Consider the following 20,646-nt stretch of genomic DNA (forward strand, 5'->3'; position numbering starts at 1 on the left):
CTCAATCTCCAAGCGGCAGGCTGTCAGGGCCGCCGCGATAGTCGTCCAGGGCCAGCTTGATCCGGCGCAGGCGTTCCTGGTTGTCGTCCGGCATGGCCAGGGCCAGTTCAGTGGCGAGCAAATCAATGGCCAGCAGCATGCCGTAGCGCGCCGCCGTGGGTTTGTAGATAAAACTGGTTTCGGCCGGTTGCAACGGCAGCAGCACGTCGGCCAACTGCGCCAGCGGCGAGTCGGCCAGGGTGATGGCGACAATCCGTGCGCCATAGTTGCGGGCCAGTTCCACCACGCCCAGCAGCTCGGGCGTAAGGCCGGTCAGGGAGCAGACAATCAGGGCGTGCTCGGCACTCAATGTGGCGGCCGTGACCCGCATCATCACCGGATCGCGGCAGGCAGCAATCGAATAGCCAAGGCGTACCAGACGCACCTGCAACTCTTCGCTGCACAGGCTCGAGGGGCCGCCCATGCCAAAGGCGTGGATCATCCGCGCCTTGCCCAGCAGGTTCACCGCATCGACAAAACCGGCCTGATTGAAGCCGGACAGGTGCTGGCGCAGCGTCCCTTCGATATCGCCGAGGATCTGCCGATGAAACGCCGACTGCTCGGGCAACCCCGCCGGGTCGAGGAAGCGACTGCCCACACCGCTGGCCTGGGCCAGTTGCAGGCGCAGGTCGCGCAAATCACGGCAGCCGACGCTGCGGGCAAAGCGCGACAAGGTCGCGGTGCTGACCTCGGCCCGCTGGGACAACTCTTCCAGGCTGGCGGATGCGGCAAAACCCACATCATCGAGCATCAGCCGGGCGATACGCCCTTCGCCAGCGCTGAAGGAATCCTGGCGGGCGCGGATCTGGTAGAGGATGTCCATGGGGTCTCCGGGTTACAGGATGAGGCTCATAAAACAAGAGAAAGGCCGTAGGTCAGACCGAAGGCGACCAGCGAAATCAAAGTCTCCAGCACGGTCCAGGTCTTGAAGGTCTGGATCACCGTCATATTGAAGTATTCCTTGATCAGCCAGAAGCCGCCGTCGTTGACGTGGGAAAAGATCACCGAACCGGCACCGGTCGCCAGCACCAGCAATTCCGGGTGTGGATAACCCAGGCCCAGGGCCACCGGGGCGACAACGCCCGACGCGGTGGTCATGGCCACGGTGGCCGAGCCGGTGGCGATGCGCATCAGCGCGGCAAACAACCAGCCCATCACCAGTGGCGACAGGTTGAAGGCGTTGGCCATGCCGAGGATTTCATGGGTCACGCCGGCGTCCACCAGGATCCGGTTCAAGCCGCCGCCCGCGCCCACCAGCAGGGTGATGCTGGCGGTCGGCGCCAGGCACTCGTTGGTGAACTTGAGGATCGACTCGCGGTTGAAGCCCTGGGCCAGGCCCAGGGTCCAGAAGCTGACCAGGGTCGCCAACAGCAAGGCGATCACCGAGTTCCCGATAAACAACAGGAACTGGTTGAAGCCGCTGCCGGGCGTGGAGATCAGGTTGGCCCAACCGCCGATCATCATCAGCACCACTGGCAACAGGATGGTGCCCATGGTCAGGCCGAAGCTCGGCAGGCGGGTACGCGGTTCGCGCTCGATAAACTGGCGCTCCAGCGGGTTTTCGGCGGGCAGGTGGATGCGCGGCACGATGAACTTGGCGTACACCGGGCCGGCGATGATCGCGGTAGGGATGCCGATCAAAATCGCATACAACACGGTTTGCCCGACCGAGGCGTTATACGCCAGCACCGCCATCATTGCCGCCGGGTGTGGCGGCACCAGGGCATGCACCACCGACAGACCGGCGACCATTGGCAAACCGACCATCAGGATCGACACGCCCACGCGCCGGGCCACGGTAAAGGCAATCGGCACCAGCAATACAAAACCGACCTCGAAAAACAGCGGCAGCCCCACCAGGAAGGCAATGCACACCATGGCCCAGTGGGCATTGCGCTCGCCGAAACGGTTGATCAGGGTGCGCGCCACCTGCTCGGCGCCGCCGGACTCGGCCATCATCTTGCCGAGCATGGTGCCCAGGGCCACCACCAGCGCGATATGCCCCAGGGTCTTGCCGACCCCCGCCTCGTAGGAACCCATGATCGTATCCGCCGGCATCCCGGCCAGCAGCGCCAGGCCGATGGACACCAGGGTGATGACGATAAACGGGTTGAGCCGGTAACGTGCAATCAGCACGATCAATGCAATGATGGCGATGGCAGCGTATGCCAACAGCCAGACGCCCGGTGATGCGGCCATGCGGTACTCCTCGGAAAGGGTCACGTCGAATTGGTTGTGAAACTCATAAATCATTACCGAGGAGCATTTTCAAATTTTATGAAAGTAATTTTCGCCCACAGATAAGCGCTGTCGCTTTGGGACATGCCCGCAGACTCAGGATGAAAATCAGGGGATCGTTCTTACATGCAGGCCGGGCCCAATGCGGGAAACTCAACGGCCACTGTCCGGTCTCAGATTGCACACCGAATCATCTTCAGGAAGCCCGTCATGAACCGTAGAACCTTTGCCCTCAGCGCGTTACTGCTGGCGTTGTCCGGCACCGCAGCGGCCGCCGACAGCAGCCCGGCCCTGCAAAAGTGCCTGGACGCCGCCAACACCACGGCCGCGATGGTCGGCTGCAACGCCCAGGAAACCAAGGTGCAGGACAAGCGCCTGAACAGCGCCTACCAAACCGCACTGCAGGCCCAGCAGGGCCCGCGCAAGCAGCAACTGCAAGATGTACAGCGCCTGTGGATCAAATACCGGGATGCCAATTGCGCCTTCGCCGGCTCCGCGACCGGCGGCAGCATTGATCAGGTCAACGGCTCGGGTTGTGTGCTGGACATGACCCAGACCCGCGCCGATGAACTGGAAAACCTCGTCGGCCCATAACCCCCCTCGCCTACACCTGCAGGATCAGTCGTGCTGCACCCGCGCGCGCTTGAGCAGCTTCTTGCAGCGCTCCGACAAATGCAGCACCCGCAGGTGCTTGCCGGCCTTGCTGTAGCGTTCGCGCAGGGTCATCAACGCGGCAATCGCTGAGTAGTCGACAAAACTCAGGTGACGGCAATCCAGCGTTACCTGGGCCGGGTCGTTGGCCGGGTCGAACTGGTTCAGAAAGGGTGTGGTCGAGGCAAAGAACAGGGTGCCGTGCAGCCGGTAGAGCTTGCTGCCATCGGCCTCCAGATGTTCATCGGCGTACAACTCCCGCGCCTGCTGCCAGGCAAAGTTGAGCGCGGCAATCACAATCCCGCACAGCACCGCCGTGGCCAGGTCGGTGAACACCGTGATCACCGTCACCGCGATGATCACCAGCACATCATTGAGCGGCACTTTGTTGATCACCCGCAGCGACGCCCAGGCAAAGGTCTGCTGGGACACCACAAACATCACCCCCACCAGCGCTGCCAGGGGAATGCGCTCGATCAGCGGCGACAGGAACAAAATAAACAGCAGGATCATTACCCCGGCAAACACACCGGAGAAACGCCCGCGCCCGCCCGAGCTGAGGTTGATCACCGTCTGCCCGATCATCGCGCAGCCACCCATGCCGCCAAACACCCCACTGACCATATTCGCCGCACCCAGGGCCACGCTTTCGCGGTCGGGGTAACCACGGGTCTCGGTGATTTCGTCGGTGAGGTTGAGAGTCAACAGGGTTTCCAGCAGCCCGACCATGGCCATCAGGAAAGCGTAAGGCGCGATGATGCCCAGGGTTTCCAGGGTCCAGGGGATCTGCGGCAGGGCAAAAGTCGGCAGGCCGCCGGCGATATGGGCCATATCGCCCAGCGTGCGGGCGGGCAAGCCCAGCAGGTACACCGCCAGCCCCACACCAAGAATCGCCACCAGCGCCGGCGGCACCGCGCGGGTCAGGCGGGGCAACAGGTAGACGATGGCCATGGTCGCCACCACCAACCCCGTCATCACATACAACGGCGTGCCGCTGAGCCAGGTCTCACCGCTCTTGAAATGTTCCAGTTGCGCCAGGGCGATGATGATCGCCAGGCCGTTGACGAAACCGAGCATCACCGGGTGCGGCACCATGCGCACCAGCTTGCCCAGGCGCAGCAGGCCGAAGGCAATCATGATCAGACCGCCGAGCAACACCGTCGCCAGCAGGTACTCCACGCCGTGTTGCACCACCAGCGCGACGATCACCACCGCCATCGACCCCGCCGCCCCCGAGACCATCCCCGGCCGGCCGCCGAACAACGCGGTCAGGGTGCAGATGATAAAGGCGCCATACAGGCCCATCAGCGGGTTGAGGTGGGCCACCAGGGCAAAGGCGATGCATTCGGGCAACAAGGCAAAAGACGTGGTGAGTCCGGCCAGGGCGTCGGCGCGCAGACGAGAGAGCTTCATGGGTTTACCGGGGGCGTTGCGGGAAATGAGGGGGCGATGGTACGGAAAACCACCGCACCGGACCAGTAGGAGCCGGTCAACAGGCGTAGCGCGCGAGCTTTTCCTGGATAAAGTCCAAAAAGCACTGGATACGCAGGGCCAGTTGCGAGTTGCGGTAATACACCGCGTTGATCGGTTGGCGATAACCACTGTTGAACGGCGCCAGGATCGACTGCAGGCGGCCGGCGTTGATGTCTTCGATGGTCATGAAGTGCGACAGGCAGGCAATCCCCTGCCCCTCCAACGCCAGTTGGCGCAGGGTTTCCCCGCTGGACGCGGCAATGCCCGGCTCGATCTGCCAGCGGTCACCCTGCACATGGCGCAGCGGCCAGTGGTTGAGGGTTTCGGTCTGGGTAAAGCCGAGCAAGGTGTGATTGGCCAGGTCCGCCACTGTGGTTGGCGTGCCGTGCTGCTCAAGGTACGCCGGGCTGGCGAGGATATGCAGCGGGCTGCAGCCCAGGGAGCGAGCATGCAGGGTCGAGTCCGCCAGGGCACCGATGCGGATAGCAATGTCGGTGCTCTGTTCCAGCAAGTCGATGATCAGGTCGTTGCTGTTGAGCTCCAACTGGATATCCGGGTACAGGCGGCGGAACTCGGCGACGTACGGCACGATGGCATGCAGCATGAACGGCGAGGCGGCGTTGATCCGCAAGCGCCCAGACGGGGTTTTCTGCCGTGACGACAGGCGCTCTTCCAGCTCGTCCATCTGCTCCAGGATCAGCTTGGCCTGCTCGAAGAAGTACTTGCCCTCTTCGGTCAGGTCCATGCGCCGCGTGGTGCGGTTGATCAGGGTGGTGTCGAGCTTGGCTTCGAGCCGCGACAAAGTGCGGCTGACCGCCGAAGGCGTCTGCCCGACTTGTTCGGCGGCAGCGGAAATCGAACCGCATTCAATCACGCAGACGAAGATCTGTAGCTCATCGGATCGGGCTTTCAACGTGAATCCTCGTGAATACGGCTGCGTGGATACTAGCCGTATTACAGCGTCAGGTTAAACACCTGGGCCAGATGCTGCTCGTAGCGCAGCACATCAGCCTCGATGGAGGGGCGCTTCATCACGTCCACACACAGGAACGTCGGCAGGCCACTCATACCGAGGAACTGGTTGGCCTTGTGGAACGGGAAGTACACCGCGTCCACGCCCTTGGCTTCGAAGAAGTCGCTCGGGTCATCGAATGCCGTCTGTGGTGCGTTCCAGGTCAGCGACAACATGTACTGCTTGCCCTGGATCAGGCCGCCGCTGCCGTACTTCTGCGACGCGTCGGAACGGGTGCGGCCATCGCTGGCGTACAGGCTGCCGTGGCCTTCGGTGAAGACTTCGTCGATGTACTTCTTGACGATCCACGGGGCGCCCATCCACCAGCCGGGCATCTGGTAGATGATCACGTCGGCCCAGAGGAACTTGGCGACTTCTTCGGCCACGTCGTAACCGGCGTCGATATGGGTGACTTTCACGTCGAGCCCACCCCGATCCAGCACGGCCAGCGCCGCATCATGCAGGGTGTTGTTGTAGCGGCCATCGGAGTGGGCGAATTTCTTGCCGCCGTTGAGCAACAGAACTTTTTTCATGGGGTTGTACCTGAAGGTTGAAAATGGATGAGCGCAGGCTACGGGCAACCCCTCGGGTGAGTAAGCCACGGACCGGCAAAACACTTTTGACCTTCAGGCACGAGTGACCATCTGATTATTGCGTCAACCACCTATCAGCAGATGCCCGCCCAGGGCCGCCATGCCCATAAAGAACACGCGCTTGAACAGCACAGCACTGATGCACTGGCGCAGCTTTTGCCCCAGCCACATGCCCAGCAGCGCCGGCACCAACGCCAGCAGCGAGGCATTCAGTTCGCCGGCACCGAGATTGCCGCGCCAGAACAGCCCGGCGGCCAGGGCCAGGGTGGACACGCTGAAGGACAGGCCCAGCGCCTGCACCAGTTGGTCACGGTGCAAGCCCAGTGCTTGCAAGTAGGGCACGGCCGGGATCACGAAGACGCCGGTGGCCGAAGTGACGATCCCCGTCAGCAGACCACACAGCGGGCCCAGCCAGCGCTCGCTGCCGACGGGCACGCGCAACGTCGGCAGCAACAGTCCGCACAGCGCATACACCAGCAACGCCCCGCCCAAGGCCCGCACCACCCAGGGACCGCCGTCCATGCCCAGCCACAGCGAACCGAGCCCGGTCCCCAGAAAAATCAGCAACAGCATGGGCCACAGGCGTTTGCTCAGTGCGCCCAAATGCCCACCGAAGCTCAGTTGCCAGAGGTTGGTGATGGTCGAAGGAATGATCAGCAGGGCCGCAGCCTGCGCCGGCAACATAGCCAGACCGAGCAGGCCCATGGCGACGGTGGGCAGGCCCAGGCCAATCACGCCCTTGACGGTGCCAGCTAGCAGGAAGGTGCCGATCACCAGCAGGGTCAGGGCTGGGCCGAGGTCTTGGTAGAACGCGAGGAAGGTTGTCATGGGGGGATTTTGCGGGTTTGGCGTGGGGTTGGAAATTCACCATATACTGAGGCAGCCTCTTGTTTTGCGTGAGGCTGAGACCGCTATCGCAGGCAAGCCAGCTCCCACATTCTGAATATGATCACCCTTCCAAATGTGGGAGCTGGCTTGCCTGCGATAAGGCCCGTCCAGGCACCCGAGAACCCCAGCCATGCACTTTGACCTGATCGACCTGCGCCTCTACCTGCACATCCTCGACACCGGCAACATCACCGCCGGCGCCGCCCGCAGCCACCTATCCCTGGCCGCCGCCAGTGCGCGCATTCGCGCAATGGAGGCTTCACTGGGCGTCGAGTTCCTGCAGCGCGGCCGCCGTGGCGTGACCCCAACGGCCGCCGGCAACGCCCTGGCCCGCCACGCACGCCTGCTGTTGCAACAGGCCGAACGCCTGCAACAGGAGCTGGCGGAGTACGCCAACGGCGTCAAAGGCCAGGTGCGCCTGCTGTGCAACACCACCGCCCTAAGCGAATACCTGCCGGAGTTGCTGGCGGATTTTCTCTGCACCCACCCCAACCTCGATATCGACCTGCAGGAACTGCCCAGCCTGCGCATCACCCACGCCTTGCGCCAGGGCGCGGCGGACCTGGGGATTATTTCCGATGCAGTGGACAGCCACGGCTTGCAGACCCGGCCGTTTCGCGACGACCCGTTGGTGCTGATCCTGCCGACAGGCCACCCACTGACGGCCGGCGCAGTGAGTTTTATCGACAGCCTGCCCTACGACTATGTAGGCCTGGCCGCCGACAGCGCGTTGGCGGTGTACTTGGAGGAACAGGCGCTGCACGCGGGTTTTCGCTTGCAGACCCGGGTGCGGGCCGATGGCTTTGATGGGGTGATGCGCATGGTCGCCCGTGGCGCGGGCCTGGGAATCGTGCCGCTGGCCGCGTTACAGCGCTGGCCCCACACGCAGCCATTCCAGGCCCAGCCCCTGAGGGAAGACTGGGCCTGTCGCAGACTGCTGTTATGCGCGCGTTCGTTCGAGCAATTGCCGGCTTACGCCAAGGCCTTGCTCGATGCCTTGTCCGTGCCTTTGCGGAAAAACACGTAATACACCACCGAGAGAATCAGCAGGAACGGCACGCCAAACACCAGGGTCATCTTGAACGCCTCGGTGAAGTACGTGGTGATCATCACCGCGCCCATCAGCACCAGCCCCAGCAGCGTGCTGTAGGGAAACAGCCGCAGTTGGAAGGACAACTTCGGCCCGCCGTGGCGCTTGCGGTAGCGGCGGAAGAACAGGTGCGTGAGGAAGATCATGAACCAGGTGAAGATCGCGCCAAACATCGAGATGGCCATCATCAAGGTGAAGGAGCTTTCCGGGTACACCACGTTGAGCAGGGTCGCCAGGGCGATGCCCGAGCTGGACAGCAGCAGGGCATTGAGCGGGATCCCGCTCTTGCTCAGGGCGCCCATGGATTTTGGCGCAAAGCCGGCGCGGGACAGGCTGAACATCATGCGCGTGGTGATGTAGAGCTGGCTGTTCATGGCCGACAGCGCGGCAATCAGGATCACGAAGTTCATCACCCCGGTGGCGCCGGGAATGCCGATGGTCTGCATCACCGTGACAAACGGGCTCTGGCTCTGCCCGGACTGGTTCCACGGCACGATGGCCAGCATCAGCGCCAGGGTCAACAGGTAGAACACCACCAGCCGCACAATCGTCGCGCGGAAGGCTTTTTTCACCGCCTGCTCCGGGTCAGCCGCTTCACCCGCCGCCACCGCGATCATCTCCACGCTCAGGTAGCTGAAGATCGACACAATCACCGCGATCCACATGCCACTCAGGCCATTGGGGAAAAACCCGCCGTGGGCCGTGTAGTTCTGCACCCCGTAATCCGGGTTGCCAGAGCCGAACACCACATACACCGCGAGGATGATAAAGCCGACAATCGCGCTGATCTTGATCGTCGAGAACCAGTACTCGAAGTTGCCAAAGGTCTTCACGCTGATGGCGTTAAGCACGATCAGCACGCTGGAGAACGAGACGATCCACACCCATTCCGGCACGTTGGCGAACCAGTACTTCATGTACATCGCCACCGCCGTGACCTCGGCGCCCACCGCCAGCACAATCGCCGCCCAATAGGCATAGCGCACCAGGAACCCGGCCAGGGGGCTGATATAGAACTCGGCATAGGCGCCAAAAGAGCCGGAGGTGGAATGGGCCACCGTCATTTCCGCCAGGCAGCCCATCAATAGCAGGGTGATCAACGCGCCGATGGCGTAGCTGACCAGCACGCTGGGCCCGGCATAGCCGATGGCATAGGCGCTGCCCATAAACAGCCCGGTGCCGATGGCGCCACCGATGGCGATCATGCTCATCTGCCCGGAAGTGAGCTGGCGCCGCAGGCCCAGTTCGCGGTTGGTGATTGCTGCAAAGCCGTTGTCTGGCGTGGTCACGTGCGTGCCCCTTTTATTATTGTGATTGTTACTGCTGGCCAAGCACCTGTGGAAGCTGGCTTGCCTGCGATGCAGACAGCTCGGTAGGTCAGTGCGACCGAGGCGATTTCATCGCAGGCAAGCCAGCTCCTACAGGGTTTTGTGGTGTTTTCAGGTGACGCTGTGGCGCACTTTGAATTGCGGCTGGTCCCAGGATTTCTCATCGAGGATTTCGCCAAGGATTTCTACCGCATCCCACACCTCCGTGAAGCTGGTGTACAGCGGGGTAAAACCAAAGCGCATGATCTTCGGCTCACGGTAATCACCGATCACACCACGGGCGATCAGGGCCTGGACGATGGCGTAGCCTTCAGGGTGTTCAAAGCTCACATGACTGCCGCGCTTGGCATGCTCGAGCGGGGTGATCAACGTCAGGTCATGGTCGGCGCAGCGGCGTTGTACCAGCTCGATAAACAGGTCGGTGAGCGCCAGGGATTTGCGGCGCAGGCTGGCCATGTCGGTCTGGGCGAAGATATCCAGCCCGCACTCGACCATCGCCAGCGAGGTGATCGGCTGGGTGCCGCACAGGTAGCGGGTGATGCCCTTGCCGGCCACGTAGTTGGACTCCATGGCGAACTGGCGGCTATGGCCGAACCAGCCCGACAACGGCTGCGTCACCAACTCCACCAGCGCCGGGTTGACCCAGACAAACGCCTGGGAACCCGGGCCGCCGTTGAGGTATTTGTAGGTGCAGCCAATGGCGTAGTCGGCGCCGGCCTGGTGCAGGTCAATCGGCACCGCGCCCGCCGAGTGCGCCAGGTCCCAGATCGCCAGCGCGCCGCACTCATGGCTCAGGGCAGTCAGCGCTTGCATGTCGTGCATGTAGCCGGTCTTGTAGTTGACGTGGGTGATCATCACCACGGCAGTGTCCTGGTCGATGGCCGCCGGCAGTTCGTCCGGGCTGTTCACCAGGCGCAGGCTGTAGCCCTGTTGCAGCAGCGCAGCCAGGCCTTCGGCGATGTACAGGTCGGTGGGGAAGTTGCTTGCCTCGCTGACAATCACCTTGCGCTGCGGCTGGCGTTGGCGCTGCACGCTCAAGGCGGCGCTGAGCACTTTGAACAGGTTGATCGAGGTGGTATCGGTAATCACCACTTCAGCCTCGCCCGCGCCGATCAGCGGCGCCAGGCGGTTGCCCAGGCGCTGGGACAGGTCGGCCCAGCCGGCGCTGTTCCAGCTGCGGATCAACCCATTGCCCCACTCCTCGGCAATCACCGCTTGTGCCCGTTCCAGTGCCGCCACCGGACGTGCGCCGAGGGAGTTGCCATCGAGGTAGATCACCCCTTCCGGCAGGGCGAATTGATCGCGCAGGGGCGCCAGCGGGTCTTGGGCGTCGAGGGTCTGGCAATGAGTTCGGCTGGTCATGGAAAGTCCTGTTTTTATAGATGACGATGGACCAAATAATGAACGAAGATTTGCAGAATTTTCGTGCAAAGTGCGCTACAACTGGCTTAATAAGCTGTAGGAAATTCGAATTTAACCTCTAAATACGCGGATTAATTCTAAGCATGATTCTCGACGCCACCGACCTGCGCCTCCTGCATTTCCTGCAACAGGATGGCCGTATCAGCAACCAGGAACTGGCGGAGAAAGTCGCCCTGTCGCCATCCGCCTGCCTGCGCCGCTTGCGCCTGCTGGAGAGTGAGGGGGTGATCAGCGGGTATCGCGCGGTGCTCAATGCCGAGCAATTGGGGATCGAGCTGGAAGCCATCGTCCACCTGTCGTTGCGCCAGGATATGGAGGACTGGCACGAGACCTTTATCAAGAAGGTCCAGGGCTGGCCGGAAGTGGCCAGTGCCTATGTGATCACCGGCGCCAGCAACTACGTGCTGCGGGTGCAGGCGCGCAACCTCAAGCACTTTTCCGACTTTATCGTGAACCACCTCAACCGCACGGCGGGGGTGATGGATATCCGTTCGGAGATCGTGTTGCAGAAGATCAAGGACCGGGATGAGGTGCTGGACCTGGTCGTACGCAAATAGGCAAAGCACCGCTGAACACCTGTGGGCGCTGGCTTTTGTGGGAGCCGGGCTTGCCCGCGATACGGACACCTCGGTTTATCTGCAATACCGAGGCGAGGCTATCGCAGGCAAGCCAGCTCCCACAAAAGCCCGCGCCCACATTGTTTACTGCGTTCAGTCTTCGAGGGCGCGCACGCGTTGCATGCGTTTTTGCTCGACCGGTGCCACCGCTGGCTGCAACTCGAAGTCAAAGTCGATCTGCGCAAACTTGCCCTCCACGCCAAACTCCCGCGCCAGTTGCGGGTCTTCGCTGAAGCGAATTTCGGCAATCAGCTCATCCCGAGTAGCGTAGGCAAAGTCATCATGCAGGTACGGATCATCCGACAGGTTGATCTGCGTGGTCAGGTGCCGATGCCCCGGTGCCGAGATAAAGAAGTGGATATGCGCCGGCCGCTGGCCGTGACGCCCCAGTTGATCGAGCAACTGCTGGGTCGGGCCGGTCGGTGGGCAGCCGTAGCCAGACGGCACGATGCTACGGAAACGATAATTGCCCTGGGCGTCGGTCTCGATCCGGCGACGCAGGTTGAACTCCGATTGCGATGGGTCGAACCAGGAGTAAGTGCCGCCGGTATTGGCCTGCCACACATCCACAATCGCCCCGGCCAGCGGCTTGCCGTTGATGTCGCGCACTTGCCCGCGCATAAACAGCGGCACGGCCGCATCCAGGCCATCGTCCAGGCGTGCTTCGTATTTGGACAGCGGCGCACCCGCCACGTACAGCGGCCCTTCGATGGTGCGCGGGGTGCCGCCGGATTTGCCGGCTTCCTCGTCGGCGGCGTCCATCAACAGGTCCAGGTAATGCTCCAGGCCCAGGCCTGCGGCCAGCAGCCCGGCTTCCTGGTTCTTGCCCAGTTCGTTGAGGTAGTTGACCGCCTTCCAGAACTCTTCCGGGGTCACTTCCAGGTCTTCGATGATATTCACCGTATCGCGCAGGATCCGGTAGATCAGCGCCTTGGCCCGTGGGTTGCCGGCGTCATTGAGGTTGCCGCTGGCTTCTTCGAGGAAGCGCTGGGCGTGGGCAGTCTGGGACAGTCGAATGGACATGGTGCAATCCTCATCTTGTAATTATTAGGGGGCTAGACAGGCTCAGCGGTCATCCTCATGGATCGACGACGGATGCCGGCACAGGGCATTCACTTCAATAGCCATGTAGGGATAGAGCGGCAGTTGCATCAGCAGGTCATGCAGTTCCTGCACGCTGTCGACATCGAACACGCTGTAGTTGGCGTACAGCCCGGCGATGCGCCACAGGTGGCGCCACTTGCCTTGCGCTTGCAGGCGTTGGGCCAGGGCTTTTTCGTCGGCCTTGAGGGCCGCTGCGCGCTCGGGGTTCATATCGACAGGCAGGTTTACGGTCATCTTTACGTGGAACAACATCGCAGGCGTCCTCTTAATGTTTGTCGCGACGGAAGAACGCCAGGCGCTCCTCATCAATGGCCAGGCCCAGGCCCGGGGCGGTCGAGACATGCAGGTGGAAATCGCGATACAGCAGCGGCTCGGTAAGAATGTCTTCGGTGAGCAGCAGCGGCCCGAACAGCTCGGTGTCCCACGCCAGTTTATTGAGGGTGAGAAACGCGTGGGCCGAGGCCAGGGTGCCGATACCGCCTTCAAGCATGGTGCCGCCATACAGGCCAATACCCGCCGCCTCGGCAATCGCCGCCGTGCGCAGTACGGCACGCGGGCCGCCGTTTTTCGCGATCTTCAAGGCGAACACCGAGGCCGCACCTTCGCGGGCCAGGTTGAAGGCATCTTCGACACACTCGATGGACTCGTCGGCCATGATCGGCGCCGGGCTCGAGAGGTTGAGCCGGGCCATCCCACCACGGTTATTGCGCGAGATCGGCTGTTCGATCAGGTCGATAGCGTTATCGCCCAGCACCTTGCAAGCGCGCAGGGCCACGGCTTCGTCCCAGGCCTGGTTGACGTCGACACGCACGCTGGCGCGCTCGCCCAGTGCTTTTTTGATCGCAATCACATGGGCCAGGTCCTGGCTGACTTCACCGGCGCCGATCTTCAACTTGAAGATGCGGTGGCGGCGCAGGTCGAGCATTTTTTCGGCTTCGTCGATGTCCTTTTGCGTATTGCCGCTGGCCAACGTCCAGGCCACCGGCAGGGCATCGCGCACACGGCCGCCGAGCAGTTCGCTGACCGGCAGGTTCAGGCGCTTGCCGAGGGCATCGAGCAAGGCGCTTTCGATGCCGGACTTGGCAAAGGTGTTGCCACGAATGCTGCGCTCCAGGCGCAACATGGCGGCGTTGATGTTGCTGGCATCCTGGCCAATCAACAGCGGCGCAAAGTGTTGGTCGATATTGATCTTGATGCTATCGGGGCTTTCGTTGCCGTAGCTCAGGCCACCGATGGTGGTGGACTCGCCGACCCCTTCGATACCGTCGGCGCACCGCACGCGGATGATCACCAGGGTCTGGTTTTGCATGGTGTGCATCGCCAGCTTGTGCGGGCGGATGGTGGGGAGATCGACGATGATGGTCTCGATCGACTCGATGGCGCAAATCGGCATGGCAATACCCGTTGGGTTCTTTATAGGTCTTGCCCGATTCTGTCGCCCATTGTTGCTGGCTTCCAATATAGAATTGGTCTTGAACAATACCCTCAAGGTATGAGAGGAATCCGTATGGAACTGCGCCACCTGCGTTATTTCCAGGTGCTGGGGGAAACCCTGAACTTCACCCGCGCCGCCGAACGCCTGCACATCGCCCAGCCGCCGTTGAGCCGGCAGATCCAGCAATTGGAAGATGAGTTGGGTGTGGTGCTGCTGGAGCGGGGCCGGCCGTTGCGGCTGACCGAGGCCGGGCGGTACTTCTATGAACACGCCAATGTGCTGCTGGAGCAGTTGGCCAAGACCTGCGACAACACGCGGCGCATCGGCCTGGGGCAGAAGACCTGGCTGGGCATCGGCTTTGCCCCCTCGACCCTGTATGGCGTGCTGCCGGAACTGATCCGCCGCCTGCGCAGCCATGACGCGCTGGAGCTGGAGCTGGAGCTGGGGCTGTCGGAGATGACCACCCTGCAACAGGTCGAAGCGCTCAAGGCCGGGCGCATTGATGTGGGCTTCGGGCGGATTCGCATTGATGACCCGGCCATTGTCCAGCGGGTGTTGGTCGAAGATCGGCTGGTGGCGGTGTTGCCGGCCGGGCACCCGCTGCTGGGCGCACCGGTGACCCTTGCGCAGTTGGCCGCCGAACCGCTGGTGCTGTACCCCGGCAACCCGCGCCCCAGCTATGCCGACCATGTGATCGCACTGTTCGACACCCATGGCCTGGCGATCAAGGTCGCGCAATGGACCAATGAGTTGCAGACCGCCATCGGTCTGGTCGGGGCCGGCATGGGGGTGACGCTGGTGCCGGCGTCGGTGCAGATACTGCATCGGGCGGATATCGGCTATACGCCGATTGTCGAGGTTACGGCGACCTCGCCGATCATTCTCAGCCGGCGGATCAATGATCAGTCGCCGGGGCTGGGTCATTGCCTGCAACTGGTAGAAGAACTGATCTGAAATCTCCCAGTCACCTCCAATACCCTGTGGGAGCTGCATTGTGTTCAGGCACCCCGCATGCGCCGCGCATCGTTGCGCTGCAGCGTCTGGCTGGGGGATTCGTCGAACAGCTTGCGGTACTCCGCCGAAAACCTTCCCAGGTGGGTAAAGCCCCAGCCCAGGGCAATCTCGGAGATGGTGCGGGTAGCGCCATGCTCGAGAATTTCCTGGCGCACCGCGCTCAAGCGGTACTTCTTCAAGTAGGCCATGGGCGACAGCGCGAAGTATTTGCGAAACGCATCGAACAGCTTGAACCGCGACACCCCGGTGGCCGCCTCGAGGTCTTCCAGGTGCAGCGCTTCGCGGGCGTTGGCGTGGATGTACTGGCGGGCGCGGATCAGGTAGTGGGGCAGCTTGACCCCCAGCACGTCGCGCAGCTCTTCGGAATAGTTGTTCGGCTGGGCCAGGATCAGGCCCTTGATCAGCGAGCTTTCCAGGTCGCGGGTAAACGCGGCCTGGTCATACAGTTCGCTGCTGTGCTCCAGCTCCGCAATGAAGTGCCGTGCCATACGCCACCACGCTGCCGGCGCGCCCTGCACCGCATCCATCACCGACTCAAAGCGCAGCGGCGCATCAATCGGCCGCTGCAACAAGCCCTCCAGGGTTTCGCTCATCGCCGCACGGGTGATCACCACTTGCAGCTTGCGGCAGTCGCCGGAGATCGCCAGCACCTGGTGTTCATTGGGCGAAATGATCACGCCCTGGTCGCGGTTGGAACTCAGGCGCTGGCCACCCTTGCTCAGCTCCTGCTCGCCCACCAGCGGCAGGCTCAGGCTGTAGCTGCTGAAGTGCTCGGCGTCTTCGATGTCGATGGTCACGTCGGTGCCGTATTCGATCACCCCCAGGGTGGTGGCGCGGGACTTGAACACATTGGCACTGTGGTGGAAGCGCAGGCGCTCCGGGGTGGCGGTTTCCAGCCGGTGGGGCCCGCAGATGCCGGACATCCAGCTGCGGGCGCCTTCAAGGTCGAAACGTTCAATACGGATATCGCGTGTATGGCTACTCATCAGGGTGCACTCACGGCGGTTGTGGCCAGCGCGCTCTGACGGCGCGTCCGGTGGATCAAGGCAAGTTCTGCGCCACGTCGCGCACTTGGCCACTGGGTGGATAGCGAGCGTCGACTATGTGGATAAGAAGCCGGCTTTTTCGACAATTGCCTGGCCTGACAGTAGCGCATTCCCCGGCGTCGTTGCACGGATGTGGGTATTTGCGCCCCAACTATGCGGCCCATCTTCCCCCATTAAGCGGATAGCTGGCCGCCCCCCTGCCCGCCTCTAATGAACCACCGATTAGCTACCCAATAAAAGGTGCCTCCCATGAGTGGTGCAAGAAGCGTCGAGCAATGGAAAACGTTTATCGAAAGCTGCCTGGATTTCCGTCCGGCCGAGGGTGTGTTCCGCATCGCCCGGGACATGTTCACCGAACCTGAGCTGTTCGACCTGGAGATGGAACTGATCTTCGAAAAGAACTGGATCTACGCCTGCCACGAAAGCGAACTGGCCAATAACCACGACTTCGTAACCATGCGCGCCGGGCGCCAGCCGATGATCATCACCCGCGACGGTGAAGGCCAGCTCAACGCCCTGATCAACGCCTGCCAGCATCGCGGCACCACCCTGACCCGGGTCGGCAAGGGCAACCAGTCGACCTTTACCTGCCCGTTCCACGCCTGGTGCTACAAGAGCGACGGCCGCCTGGTGAAGGTCAAGGCGCCGGGGGAATACCCGGAAGGTTTCGACAAGGCCACCCGCGGCCTGAAGAAGGCGCGCATCGAAAGCTACAAGGGCTTTGTGTTTATCAGCCTCGACGTGCACGGCAGCAACAGCCTGCAAGACTTCCTCGGCGACTCCAAAGTGTTCTTCGACATGATGGTCGCGCAGTCCGCCACCGGCGAGCTGGAAGTGCTGCCCGGCAAGTCGGCCTACACCTACGACGGCAACTGGAAGCTGCAGAACGAAAACGGCCTGGACGGTTACCACGTCAGCACCGTGCACTATAACTACGTGGCCACGGTGCAGCATCGCCAGCAGGTCAATACGGAAAACGGTAGCGCCTCCGGCAGCACCCTGGACTACAGCAAACTCGGCGCCGGCGATGCCAATACCGATGACGGATGGTTTGCCTTCAACAACGGCCACAGCGTGTTGTTCAGCGACATGCCCAACCCCAGCGTGCGCTCCGGCTACGCCACCATCATGCCGCGCCTGGTGGCAGAACACGGCCAGCAAAAGGCCGAGTGGATGATGCATCGCCTGCGCAACCTCAACGTGTACCCGAGCCTGTTCTTTCTCGACCAGATCAGCTCGCAACTGCGCATCATCCGCCCGGTGGCGTGGAACAAGACCGAGATCATCAGCCAGTGCCTGGGGGTCAAGCACGAGTCCGATGCCGACCGCGAAAACCGCATCCGCCAGTTTGAAGACTTTTTCAACGTGTCCGGTATGGGCACCCCGGATGACCTGGTGGAATTTCGCGAAGCCCAGCGCGGCTTCCAGGGCCGCCTGGAACGCTGGAGCGATATCTCCCGGGGCAGCCATCGCTGGGAAACCGGGCCGACGCCCAACAGCGAGGCCATCGGCATCCAACCGGCCATGACCGGTACCGAATTCACCCACGAAGGGTTGTACGTCAACCAGCACCGCAACTGGCAGACATTCCTGCTGGACGGGCTTGAGGCGCAATCGTTGAAACTGCACGAGGTGAAATGATGAACGCGCAATTGCAGTATCAGATCGAGCAGTTTTTCTACCGCAAGTCCGAGCTGTGCGACGCCCAGGACTGGGACGCCTACGTGCAGTTGTTCGACCCGCAGAGTGAGTTCCACCTGCCGCAATGGGACTCGGAACACGTCTACACCCGCGACCCCAAGCGCGAGATGTCGCTGATCTACTACGCCAACCGCTCGGGTCTGGAAGACCGGGTGTTCCGCCTGCGCACCGGCAAGGCCGCGTCCGCCACGCCGATGCCGCGCACCTTACACCTGATCAATAACGTACGGATTGCCGAGCAGGCTGATGGCTGCCTGGAGGTGCGGTTGAACTGGCACACGCTGTTCTATCGGCTGGCGATGTCGGAGCAGTTCTATGGCCACGCCACCTACAGCCTCAAGCCCTATGGCGACAGTTGGCTGATCACGCGCAAGCATGCGCTGCTGCTCAACGACACCATCAACTCGGTGCTGGACTTCTATCACCTCTGACCGTGCCCCTGTGGCAAGGGGCAACCTCGCCAGTCATCAATCTATCTACGCGGAGTGCGGTGGATGAATCACAAAGTGGCCTTCAGTTTTGCCGACGGCAAGACCTTGTTCTTTCCGGTGGCCAGCAACGAAATCCTGCTGGACGCGGCGTTGCGCAACGGCATCAAGATCCCCCTGGATTGCCGCGAAGGCGTGTGCGGCACCTGCCAGGGACGCTGCGAGTCCGGCGACTACAGCCAGGACTATGTGGATGACGAGGCCCTGTCCAGCCTCGACCTGCAACAACGCAAGATGCTCAGTTGCCAGACCCGGGTCCAATCCGACGCGGCGTTTTACTTCGATTTCGACTCAAGCCTGTGCAACGCACCGGGCCCGGAACAACTCAGCGCCACGGTGTGCGAGGTGCAGCAGGTGTCGGCCAGCACCGCGATCCTGTCGGTGCAACTGGAGCGCGCCCTGGACTTTCTGCCGGGGCAATATGCACGGCTGTCGATCCCCGGCACCGAGCATCAGCGCTCCTACTCCTTCGCCAACCGCCCGGGCAACCGCTTGCAGTTCCTGATCCGCTTGCTGCCGGACGGGGTGATGAGCAATTACATGCGCGAGCGCTGCCAGGTCGGCGATGAAATCAAGCTGCAGGCACCGCTGGGCGCGTTTTATCTGCGGCACGTCACCCAGCCCCTGGTGCTGGTGGCCGGCGGCACCGGGTTGTCGGCGCTGTTGGGGATGCTCGATGAATTGGCCGAGCGCGGTTGCGAGCAACCGGTGCATCTGTATTACGGGGTGCGCGGGGCCGAGGATTTGTGCGAGGCCGAGCGCATCAAGGCGTATGCCGAGTCCATCCGTGGTTTTCGCTACACCGAAGTGCTCAGCGACCCATCGCCGCAGTGGTCCGGCAAGCGCGGTTATCTGACCGAACATTTCGACGTGGCCGAATTGCGGGATAGATCGGCCGATATGTACGTGTGCGGCCCCCCTCCAATGGTCGAATCCATCAAGAACTGGCTGCAAGATCAGGCACTTGATGGCGTTCAGCTGTATTACGAAAAGTTTACCGAGAGTAATATCTGACCCCTCAGCAGTGAGGGGCGGATCTGGCGTGCAGGATCAACCCTGAAAAAAACAAGTAGAAGGGAATGTTAATGGCGGATGACATGGTTAACCCGGTTGGCCTCAAGCGTGGCCTGAAAAACCGGCATATTCAGCTGATTGCCCTGGGCGGGGCGATTGGTACGGGTTTGTTCCTCGGTTCGGCCGGGGTGCTGAAATCGGCGGGGCCGTCGATGATCCTGGGCTATGCGATAGCCGGGTTTATCGCGTTCCTGATCATGCGCCAGTTGGGCGAGATGATCGTCGAGGAACCGGTCGCCGGTTCCTTCAGCCACTTCGCCCACAAGTACTGGGGCGGCTATGCCGGCTTCCTCGCCGGCTGGAACTACTGGGTGCTGTATGTACTGGTGGGCATGGCCGAGCTGACAGCGGTGGGCAAGTACATCCAGTTCTGGTGGCCTGAAGTGCCGACCTGGGTCAGCGCGGTGGTGTTCTTCGTTGCGGTGAACCTGATCAACACCCTGAACGTGAAGTTCTTCGGTGAGACCGAGTTCTGGTTCGCGATCATCAAGGTGGTGGCGATCATCGGCATGATCGTGCTCGGCTGCTACCTGCTGTTCAGCGGTACCGGTGGCCCGCAAGCCTCGATCAGCAACCTGTGGGACCACGGCGGTTTCTTCCCCAACGGCGGCATGGGCCTGCTGATGGCAATGGCGTTCATCATGTTCTCGTTCGGCGGCCTGGAGCTGGTGGGTATTACGGCTGCCGAAGCCAGCGAGCCGCGCAAGGTGATCCCCAAGGCGATCAACCAGGTGGTGTACCGGATCCTGATTTTCTACGTCGGCGCCCTGACCGTGCTGCTGTCGTTGTACCCATGGGATCAACTGCTGCAAACCCTCGGCGCGTCCGGCGATGCCTACAGTGCCAGCCCGTTCGTGCAGATCTTCTCGTTGATCGGTAACGACACCGCCGCGCACATCCTCAACTTCGTGGTGCTGACCGCGGCACTGTCCGTGTACAACAGCGGCGTGTACTGCAACAGCCGCATGCTGTTCGGCCTGGCCGAGCAAGGCGACGCGCCCAAGGCGCTGATGAAGCTCAACAAGCAAGGCGTACCGTTGCGCGCCCTGGGCATTTCAGCCCTGGTGACGTTGCTGTGCGTGGTGATCAACTACGTGGCACCCAAGGATGCACTGGTGCTGTTGTTTGCCCTGGTGGTTGCTTCGCTGATGATCAACTGGGCGCTGATCAGCCTGACGCACATCAAGTTCCGCAAGGCCATGGGCGAGCAAGGCGTGGTGCCGTCGTTCAAGACCTTCTGGTTCCCGTTCAGCAACTACCTGTGCCTGGCGTTCATGCTGGTGATCGTTGGCGTGATGCTGGCAATCCCGGACATGCGCCCATCGGTGTATGCGATGCCGGTGTGGGTGGGGATTCTCTTCCTGGCGTACTGGTTGCGCTCCAGGAAGAACAAGGCCCTGGCTGTCGCGCAATAACCTGTGTAGAAGCCGGCT

At 62.0% G+C, this 20,646-nt stretch carries 20 protein-coding genes; 8 read left to right on the plus strand and 12 right to left on the minus strand.

Annotated features, from left to right (window positions below):
- Position 1 precedes the first annotated feature (1 nt).
- Positions 2 to 862: a MurR/RpiR family transcriptional regulator gene (locus HBR94_RS18780; protein WP_057960615.1), complete on the minus strand. Its 861-nt coding sequence runs from the start codon at positions 860 to 862 to the stop codon at positions 2 to 4.
- 26 nt (positions 863 to 888) lie between these two features.
- Positions 889 to 2,292 carry a gluconate:H+ symporter gene (locus HBR94_RS18785; protein ID WP_057440211.1) on the minus strand — a complete coding sequence of 468 codons (1,404 nt, stop codon included), beginning with the start codon at positions 2,290 to 2,292 and terminating at the stop codon, positions 889 to 891.
- A 195-nt stretch (positions 2,293 to 2,487) separates the two neighbouring features.
- Between HBR94_RS18785 and HBR94_RS18790 the strand changes: the two genes are divergently transcribed.
- Positions 2,488 to 2,871: a lysozyme inhibitor LprI family protein gene (locus HBR94_RS18790; protein ID WP_170045360.1), complete on the plus strand. Its 384-nt coding sequence runs from the start codon at positions 2,488 to 2,490 to the stop codon at positions 2,869 to 2,871.
- 24 nt (positions 2,872 to 2,895) lie between these two features.
- Here HBR94_RS18790 and HBR94_RS18795 read toward each other — a convergent pair whose 3' ends face one another.
- The 4 genes from HBR94_RS18795 to HBR94_RS18810 form a co-directional block, all read right to left on the minus strand.
- Positions 2,896 to 4,341 carry a SulP family inorganic anion transporter gene (locus HBR94_RS18795; RefSeq protein ID WP_170045361.1) on the minus strand — a complete coding sequence of 482 codons (1,446 nt, stop codon included), beginning with the start codon at positions 4,339 to 4,341 and terminating at the stop codon, positions 2,896 to 2,898.
- A gap of 76 nt (positions 4,342 to 4,417) precedes the next feature.
- Positions 4,418 to 5,314, minus strand: a complete 897-nt coding sequence (locus tag HBR94_RS18800) for a LysR family transcriptional regulator (RefSeq protein WP_057440214.1) — start codon at positions 5,312 to 5,314, stop codon at positions 4,418 to 4,420.
- A gap of 41 nt (positions 5,315 to 5,355) precedes the next feature.
- Positions 5,356 to 5,946 (minus strand): NAD(P)H-dependent oxidoreductase, encoded by a 591-nt coding sequence (locus HBR94_RS18805; RefSeq protein WP_057444161.1) that lies wholly within the window; start codon positions 5,944 to 5,946, stop codon positions 5,356 to 5,358.
- 123 nt (positions 5,947 to 6,069) lie between these two features.
- Entirely contained in the window at positions 6,070 to 6,834 is a 765-nt protein-coding gene (locus HBR94_RS18810; protein WP_170045362.1) for a sulfite exporter TauE/SafE family protein, read from the minus strand.
- Positions 6,835 to 7,024: 190 nt separating this feature from the next.
- Here HBR94_RS18810 and HBR94_RS18815 point away from each other — a divergent pair, with 190 nt between their 5' ends.
- A complete protein-coding gene (locus tag HBR94_RS18815; protein WP_170045363.1) occupies positions 7,025 to 7,921 on the plus strand; it encodes a LysR substrate-binding domain-containing protein in 897 nt (298 codons plus the stop codon).
- Here the strand turns inward: HBR94_RS18815 and HBR94_RS18820 are convergent.
- Positions 7,867 to 9,273, minus strand: coding sequence for an amino acid permease (locus HBR94_RS18820; RefSeq protein WP_057439312.1), 1,407 nt, complete (start codon positions 9,271 to 9,273; stop codon positions 7,867 to 7,869). The genes HBR94_RS18815 and HBR94_RS18820 overlap by 55 nt on opposite strands.
- Positions 9,274 to 9,423: 150 nt before the next feature.
- A complete protein-coding gene (gene kynU / locus HBR94_RS18825; protein ID WP_170045364.1) occupies positions 9,424 to 10,674 on the minus strand; it encodes a kynureninase in 1,251 nt (416 codons plus the stop codon).
- Between the two features lie 143 nt (positions 10,675 to 10,817).
- Between kynU and HBR94_RS18830 the strand changes: the two genes are divergently transcribed.
- Positions 10,818 to 11,291, plus strand: coding sequence for an Lrp/AsnC family transcriptional regulator (locus tag HBR94_RS18830; RefSeq protein WP_029299899.1), 474 nt, complete (start codon positions 10,818 to 10,820; stop codon positions 11,289 to 11,291).
- 153 nt (positions 11,292 to 11,444) lie between these two features.
- On the opposite strand, the gene catA is transcribed toward HBR94_RS18830, so the two are convergent.
- Genes catA through HBR94_RS18845 form a run of 3 tightly spaced genes read right to left on the minus strand, consistent with a single transcriptional unit; the run spans position 11,445 to position 13,848 of the window.
- Positions 11,445 to 12,374, minus strand: a complete 930-nt coding sequence (gene catA, locus HBR94_RS18835) for a catechol 1,2-dioxygenase (protein WP_057439314.1) — start codon at positions 12,372 to 12,374, stop codon at positions 11,445 to 11,447.
- A 42-nt stretch (positions 12,375 to 12,416) separates the two neighbouring features.
- A complete protein-coding gene (gene catC / locus HBR94_RS18840) occupies positions 12,417 to 12,707 on the minus strand; it encodes a muconolactone Delta-isomerase (RefSeq protein WP_029299901.1) in 291 nt (96 codons plus the stop codon).
- Positions 12,708 to 12,720: 13 nt separating this feature from the next.
- Complete coding sequence (locus HBR94_RS18845) at positions 12,721 to 13,848, minus strand: muconate cycloisomerase family protein (RefSeq protein WP_115127331.1); 1,128 nt, start codon at positions 13,846 to 13,848, stop codon at positions 12,721 to 12,723.
- Between the two features lie 114 nt (positions 13,849 to 13,962).
- On the opposite strand from HBR94_RS18845, the gene HBR94_RS18850 reads away from it, so the two are divergent.
- A complete protein-coding gene (locus HBR94_RS18850) occupies positions 13,963 to 14,844 on the plus strand; it encodes a LysR family transcriptional regulator (protein ID WP_170045365.1) in 882 nt (293 codons plus the stop codon).
- Positions 14,845 to 14,888: 44 nt separating this feature from the next.
- On the opposite strand, the gene HBR94_RS18855 is transcribed toward HBR94_RS18850, so the two are convergent.
- Positions 14,889 to 15,890 (minus strand): helix-turn-helix domain-containing protein, encoded by a 1,002-nt coding sequence (locus HBR94_RS18855; protein WP_057439316.1) that lies wholly within the window; start codon positions 15,888 to 15,890, stop codon positions 14,889 to 14,891.
- A 309-nt stretch (positions 15,891 to 16,199) separates the two neighbouring features.
- On the opposite strand from HBR94_RS18855, the gene antA reads away from it, so the two are divergent.
- From antA to HBR94_RS18875, 4 genes are all read left to right on the plus strand, one after another.
- A complete protein-coding gene (gene antA / locus HBR94_RS18860; protein ID WP_057960625.1) occupies positions 16,200 to 17,591 on the plus strand; it encodes an anthranilate 1,2-dioxygenase large subunit in 1,392 nt (463 codons plus the stop codon).
- Positions 17,591 to 18,082, plus strand: a complete 492-nt coding sequence (gene antB / locus HBR94_RS18865) for an anthranilate 1,2-dioxygenase small subunit (RefSeq protein ID WP_170045366.1) — start codon at positions 17,591 to 17,593, stop codon at positions 18,080 to 18,082. Before antA ends, antB begins: the two co-directional genes overlap by 1 nt.
- A 63-nt stretch (positions 18,083 to 18,145) precedes the next feature.
- Positions 18,146 to 19,153, plus strand: coding sequence for an anthranilate 1,2-dioxygenase electron transfer component AntC (gene antC / locus HBR94_RS18870; protein ID WP_057444359.1), 1,008 nt, complete (start codon positions 18,146 to 18,148; stop codon positions 19,151 to 19,153).
- A 71-nt stretch (positions 19,154 to 19,224) separates the two neighbouring features.
- On the plus strand, positions 19,225 to 20,628 hold the full coding sequence (locus HBR94_RS18875; protein ID WP_057439319.1) for an amino acid permease: 1,404 nt from the start codon (positions 19,225 to 19,227) through the stop codon (positions 20,626 to 20,628).
- Positions 20,629 to 20,646 lie beyond the last annotated feature (18 nt).

The organism is Pseudomonas sp. WS 5412 (genome assembly GCF_012985615.1).
GTDB lineage: Bacteria > Pseudomonadota > Gammaproteobacteria > Pseudomonadales > Pseudomonadaceae > Aquipseudomonas > Aquipseudomonas shahriarae.

Bases quoted from the DNA above. Each gene is read 5' to 3' on its own strand.
- HBR94_RS18815 (WP_170045363.1), top strand. From the start codon at position 7,025: ATGCACTTTGACCTGATCGACCTGCGCCTCTACCTGCACATCCTCGAC.
- antA (WP_057960625.1), top strand. From the start codon at position 16,200: ATGAGTGGTGCAAGAAGCGTCGAGCAATGGAAAACGTTTATCGAAAGC.
- HBR94_RS18790 (WP_170045360.1), top strand. From the start codon at position 2,488: ATGAACCGTAGAACCTTTGCCCTCAGCGCGTTACTGCTGGCGTTGTCC.
- antC (WP_057444359.1), top strand. From the start codon at position 18,146: ATGAATCACAAAGTGGCCTTCAGTTTTGCCGACGGCAAGACCTTGTTC.
- antB (WP_170045366.1), top strand. From the start codon at position 17,591: ATGAACGCGCAATTGCAGTATCAGATCGAGCAGTTTTTCTACCGCAAG.
- HBR94_RS18845 (WP_115127331.1), bottom strand. From the start codon at position 13,848: ATGCCGATTTGCGCCATCGAGTCGATCGAGACCATCATCGTCGATCTC.
- HBR94_RS18785 (WP_057440211.1), bottom strand. From the start codon at position 2,292: ATGATTTATGAGTTTCACAACCAATTCGACGTGACCCTTTCCGAGGAG.
- HBR94_RS18875 (WP_057439319.1), top strand. From the start codon at position 19,225: ATGGCGGATGACATGGTTAACCCGGTTGGCCTCAAGCGTGGCCTGAAA.
- HBR94_RS18795 (WP_170045361.1), bottom strand. From the start codon at position 4,341: ATGAAGCTCTCTCGTCTGCGCGCCGACGCCCTGGCCGGACTCACCACG.
- HBR94_RS18805 (WP_057444161.1), bottom strand. From the start codon at position 5,946: ATGAAAAAAGTTCTGTTGCTCAACGGCGGCAAGAAATTCGCCCACTCC.
- HBR94_RS18855 (WP_057439316.1), bottom strand. From the start codon at position 15,890: ATGAGTAGCCATACACGCGATATCCGTATTGAACGTTTCGACCTTGAA.
- HBR94_RS18780 (WP_057960615.1), bottom strand. From the start codon at position 862: ATGGACATCCTCTACCAGATCCGCGCCCGCCAGGATTCCTTCAGCGCT.
- HBR94_RS18850 (WP_170045365.1), top strand. From the start codon at position 13,963: ATGGAACTGCGCCACCTGCGTTATTTCCAGGTGCTGGGGGAAACCCTG.
- HBR94_RS18830 (WP_029299899.1), top strand. From the start codon at position 10,818: ATGATTCTCGACGCCACCGACCTGCGCCTCCTGCATTTCCTGCAACAG.
- catC (WP_029299901.1), bottom strand. From the start codon at position 12,707: ATGTTGTTCCACGTAAAGATGACCGTAAACCTGCCTGTCGATATGAAC.
- catA (WP_057439314.1), bottom strand. From the start codon at position 12,374: ATGTCCATTCGACTGTCCCAGACTGCCCACGCCCAGCGCTTCCTCGAA.
- kynU (WP_170045364.1), bottom strand. From the start codon at position 10,674: ATGACCAGCCGAACTCATTGCCAGACCCTCGACGCCCAAGACCCGCTG.
- HBR94_RS18810 (WP_170045362.1), bottom strand. From the start codon at position 6,834: ATGACAACCTTCCTCGCGTTCTACCAAGACCTCGGCCCAGCCCTGACC.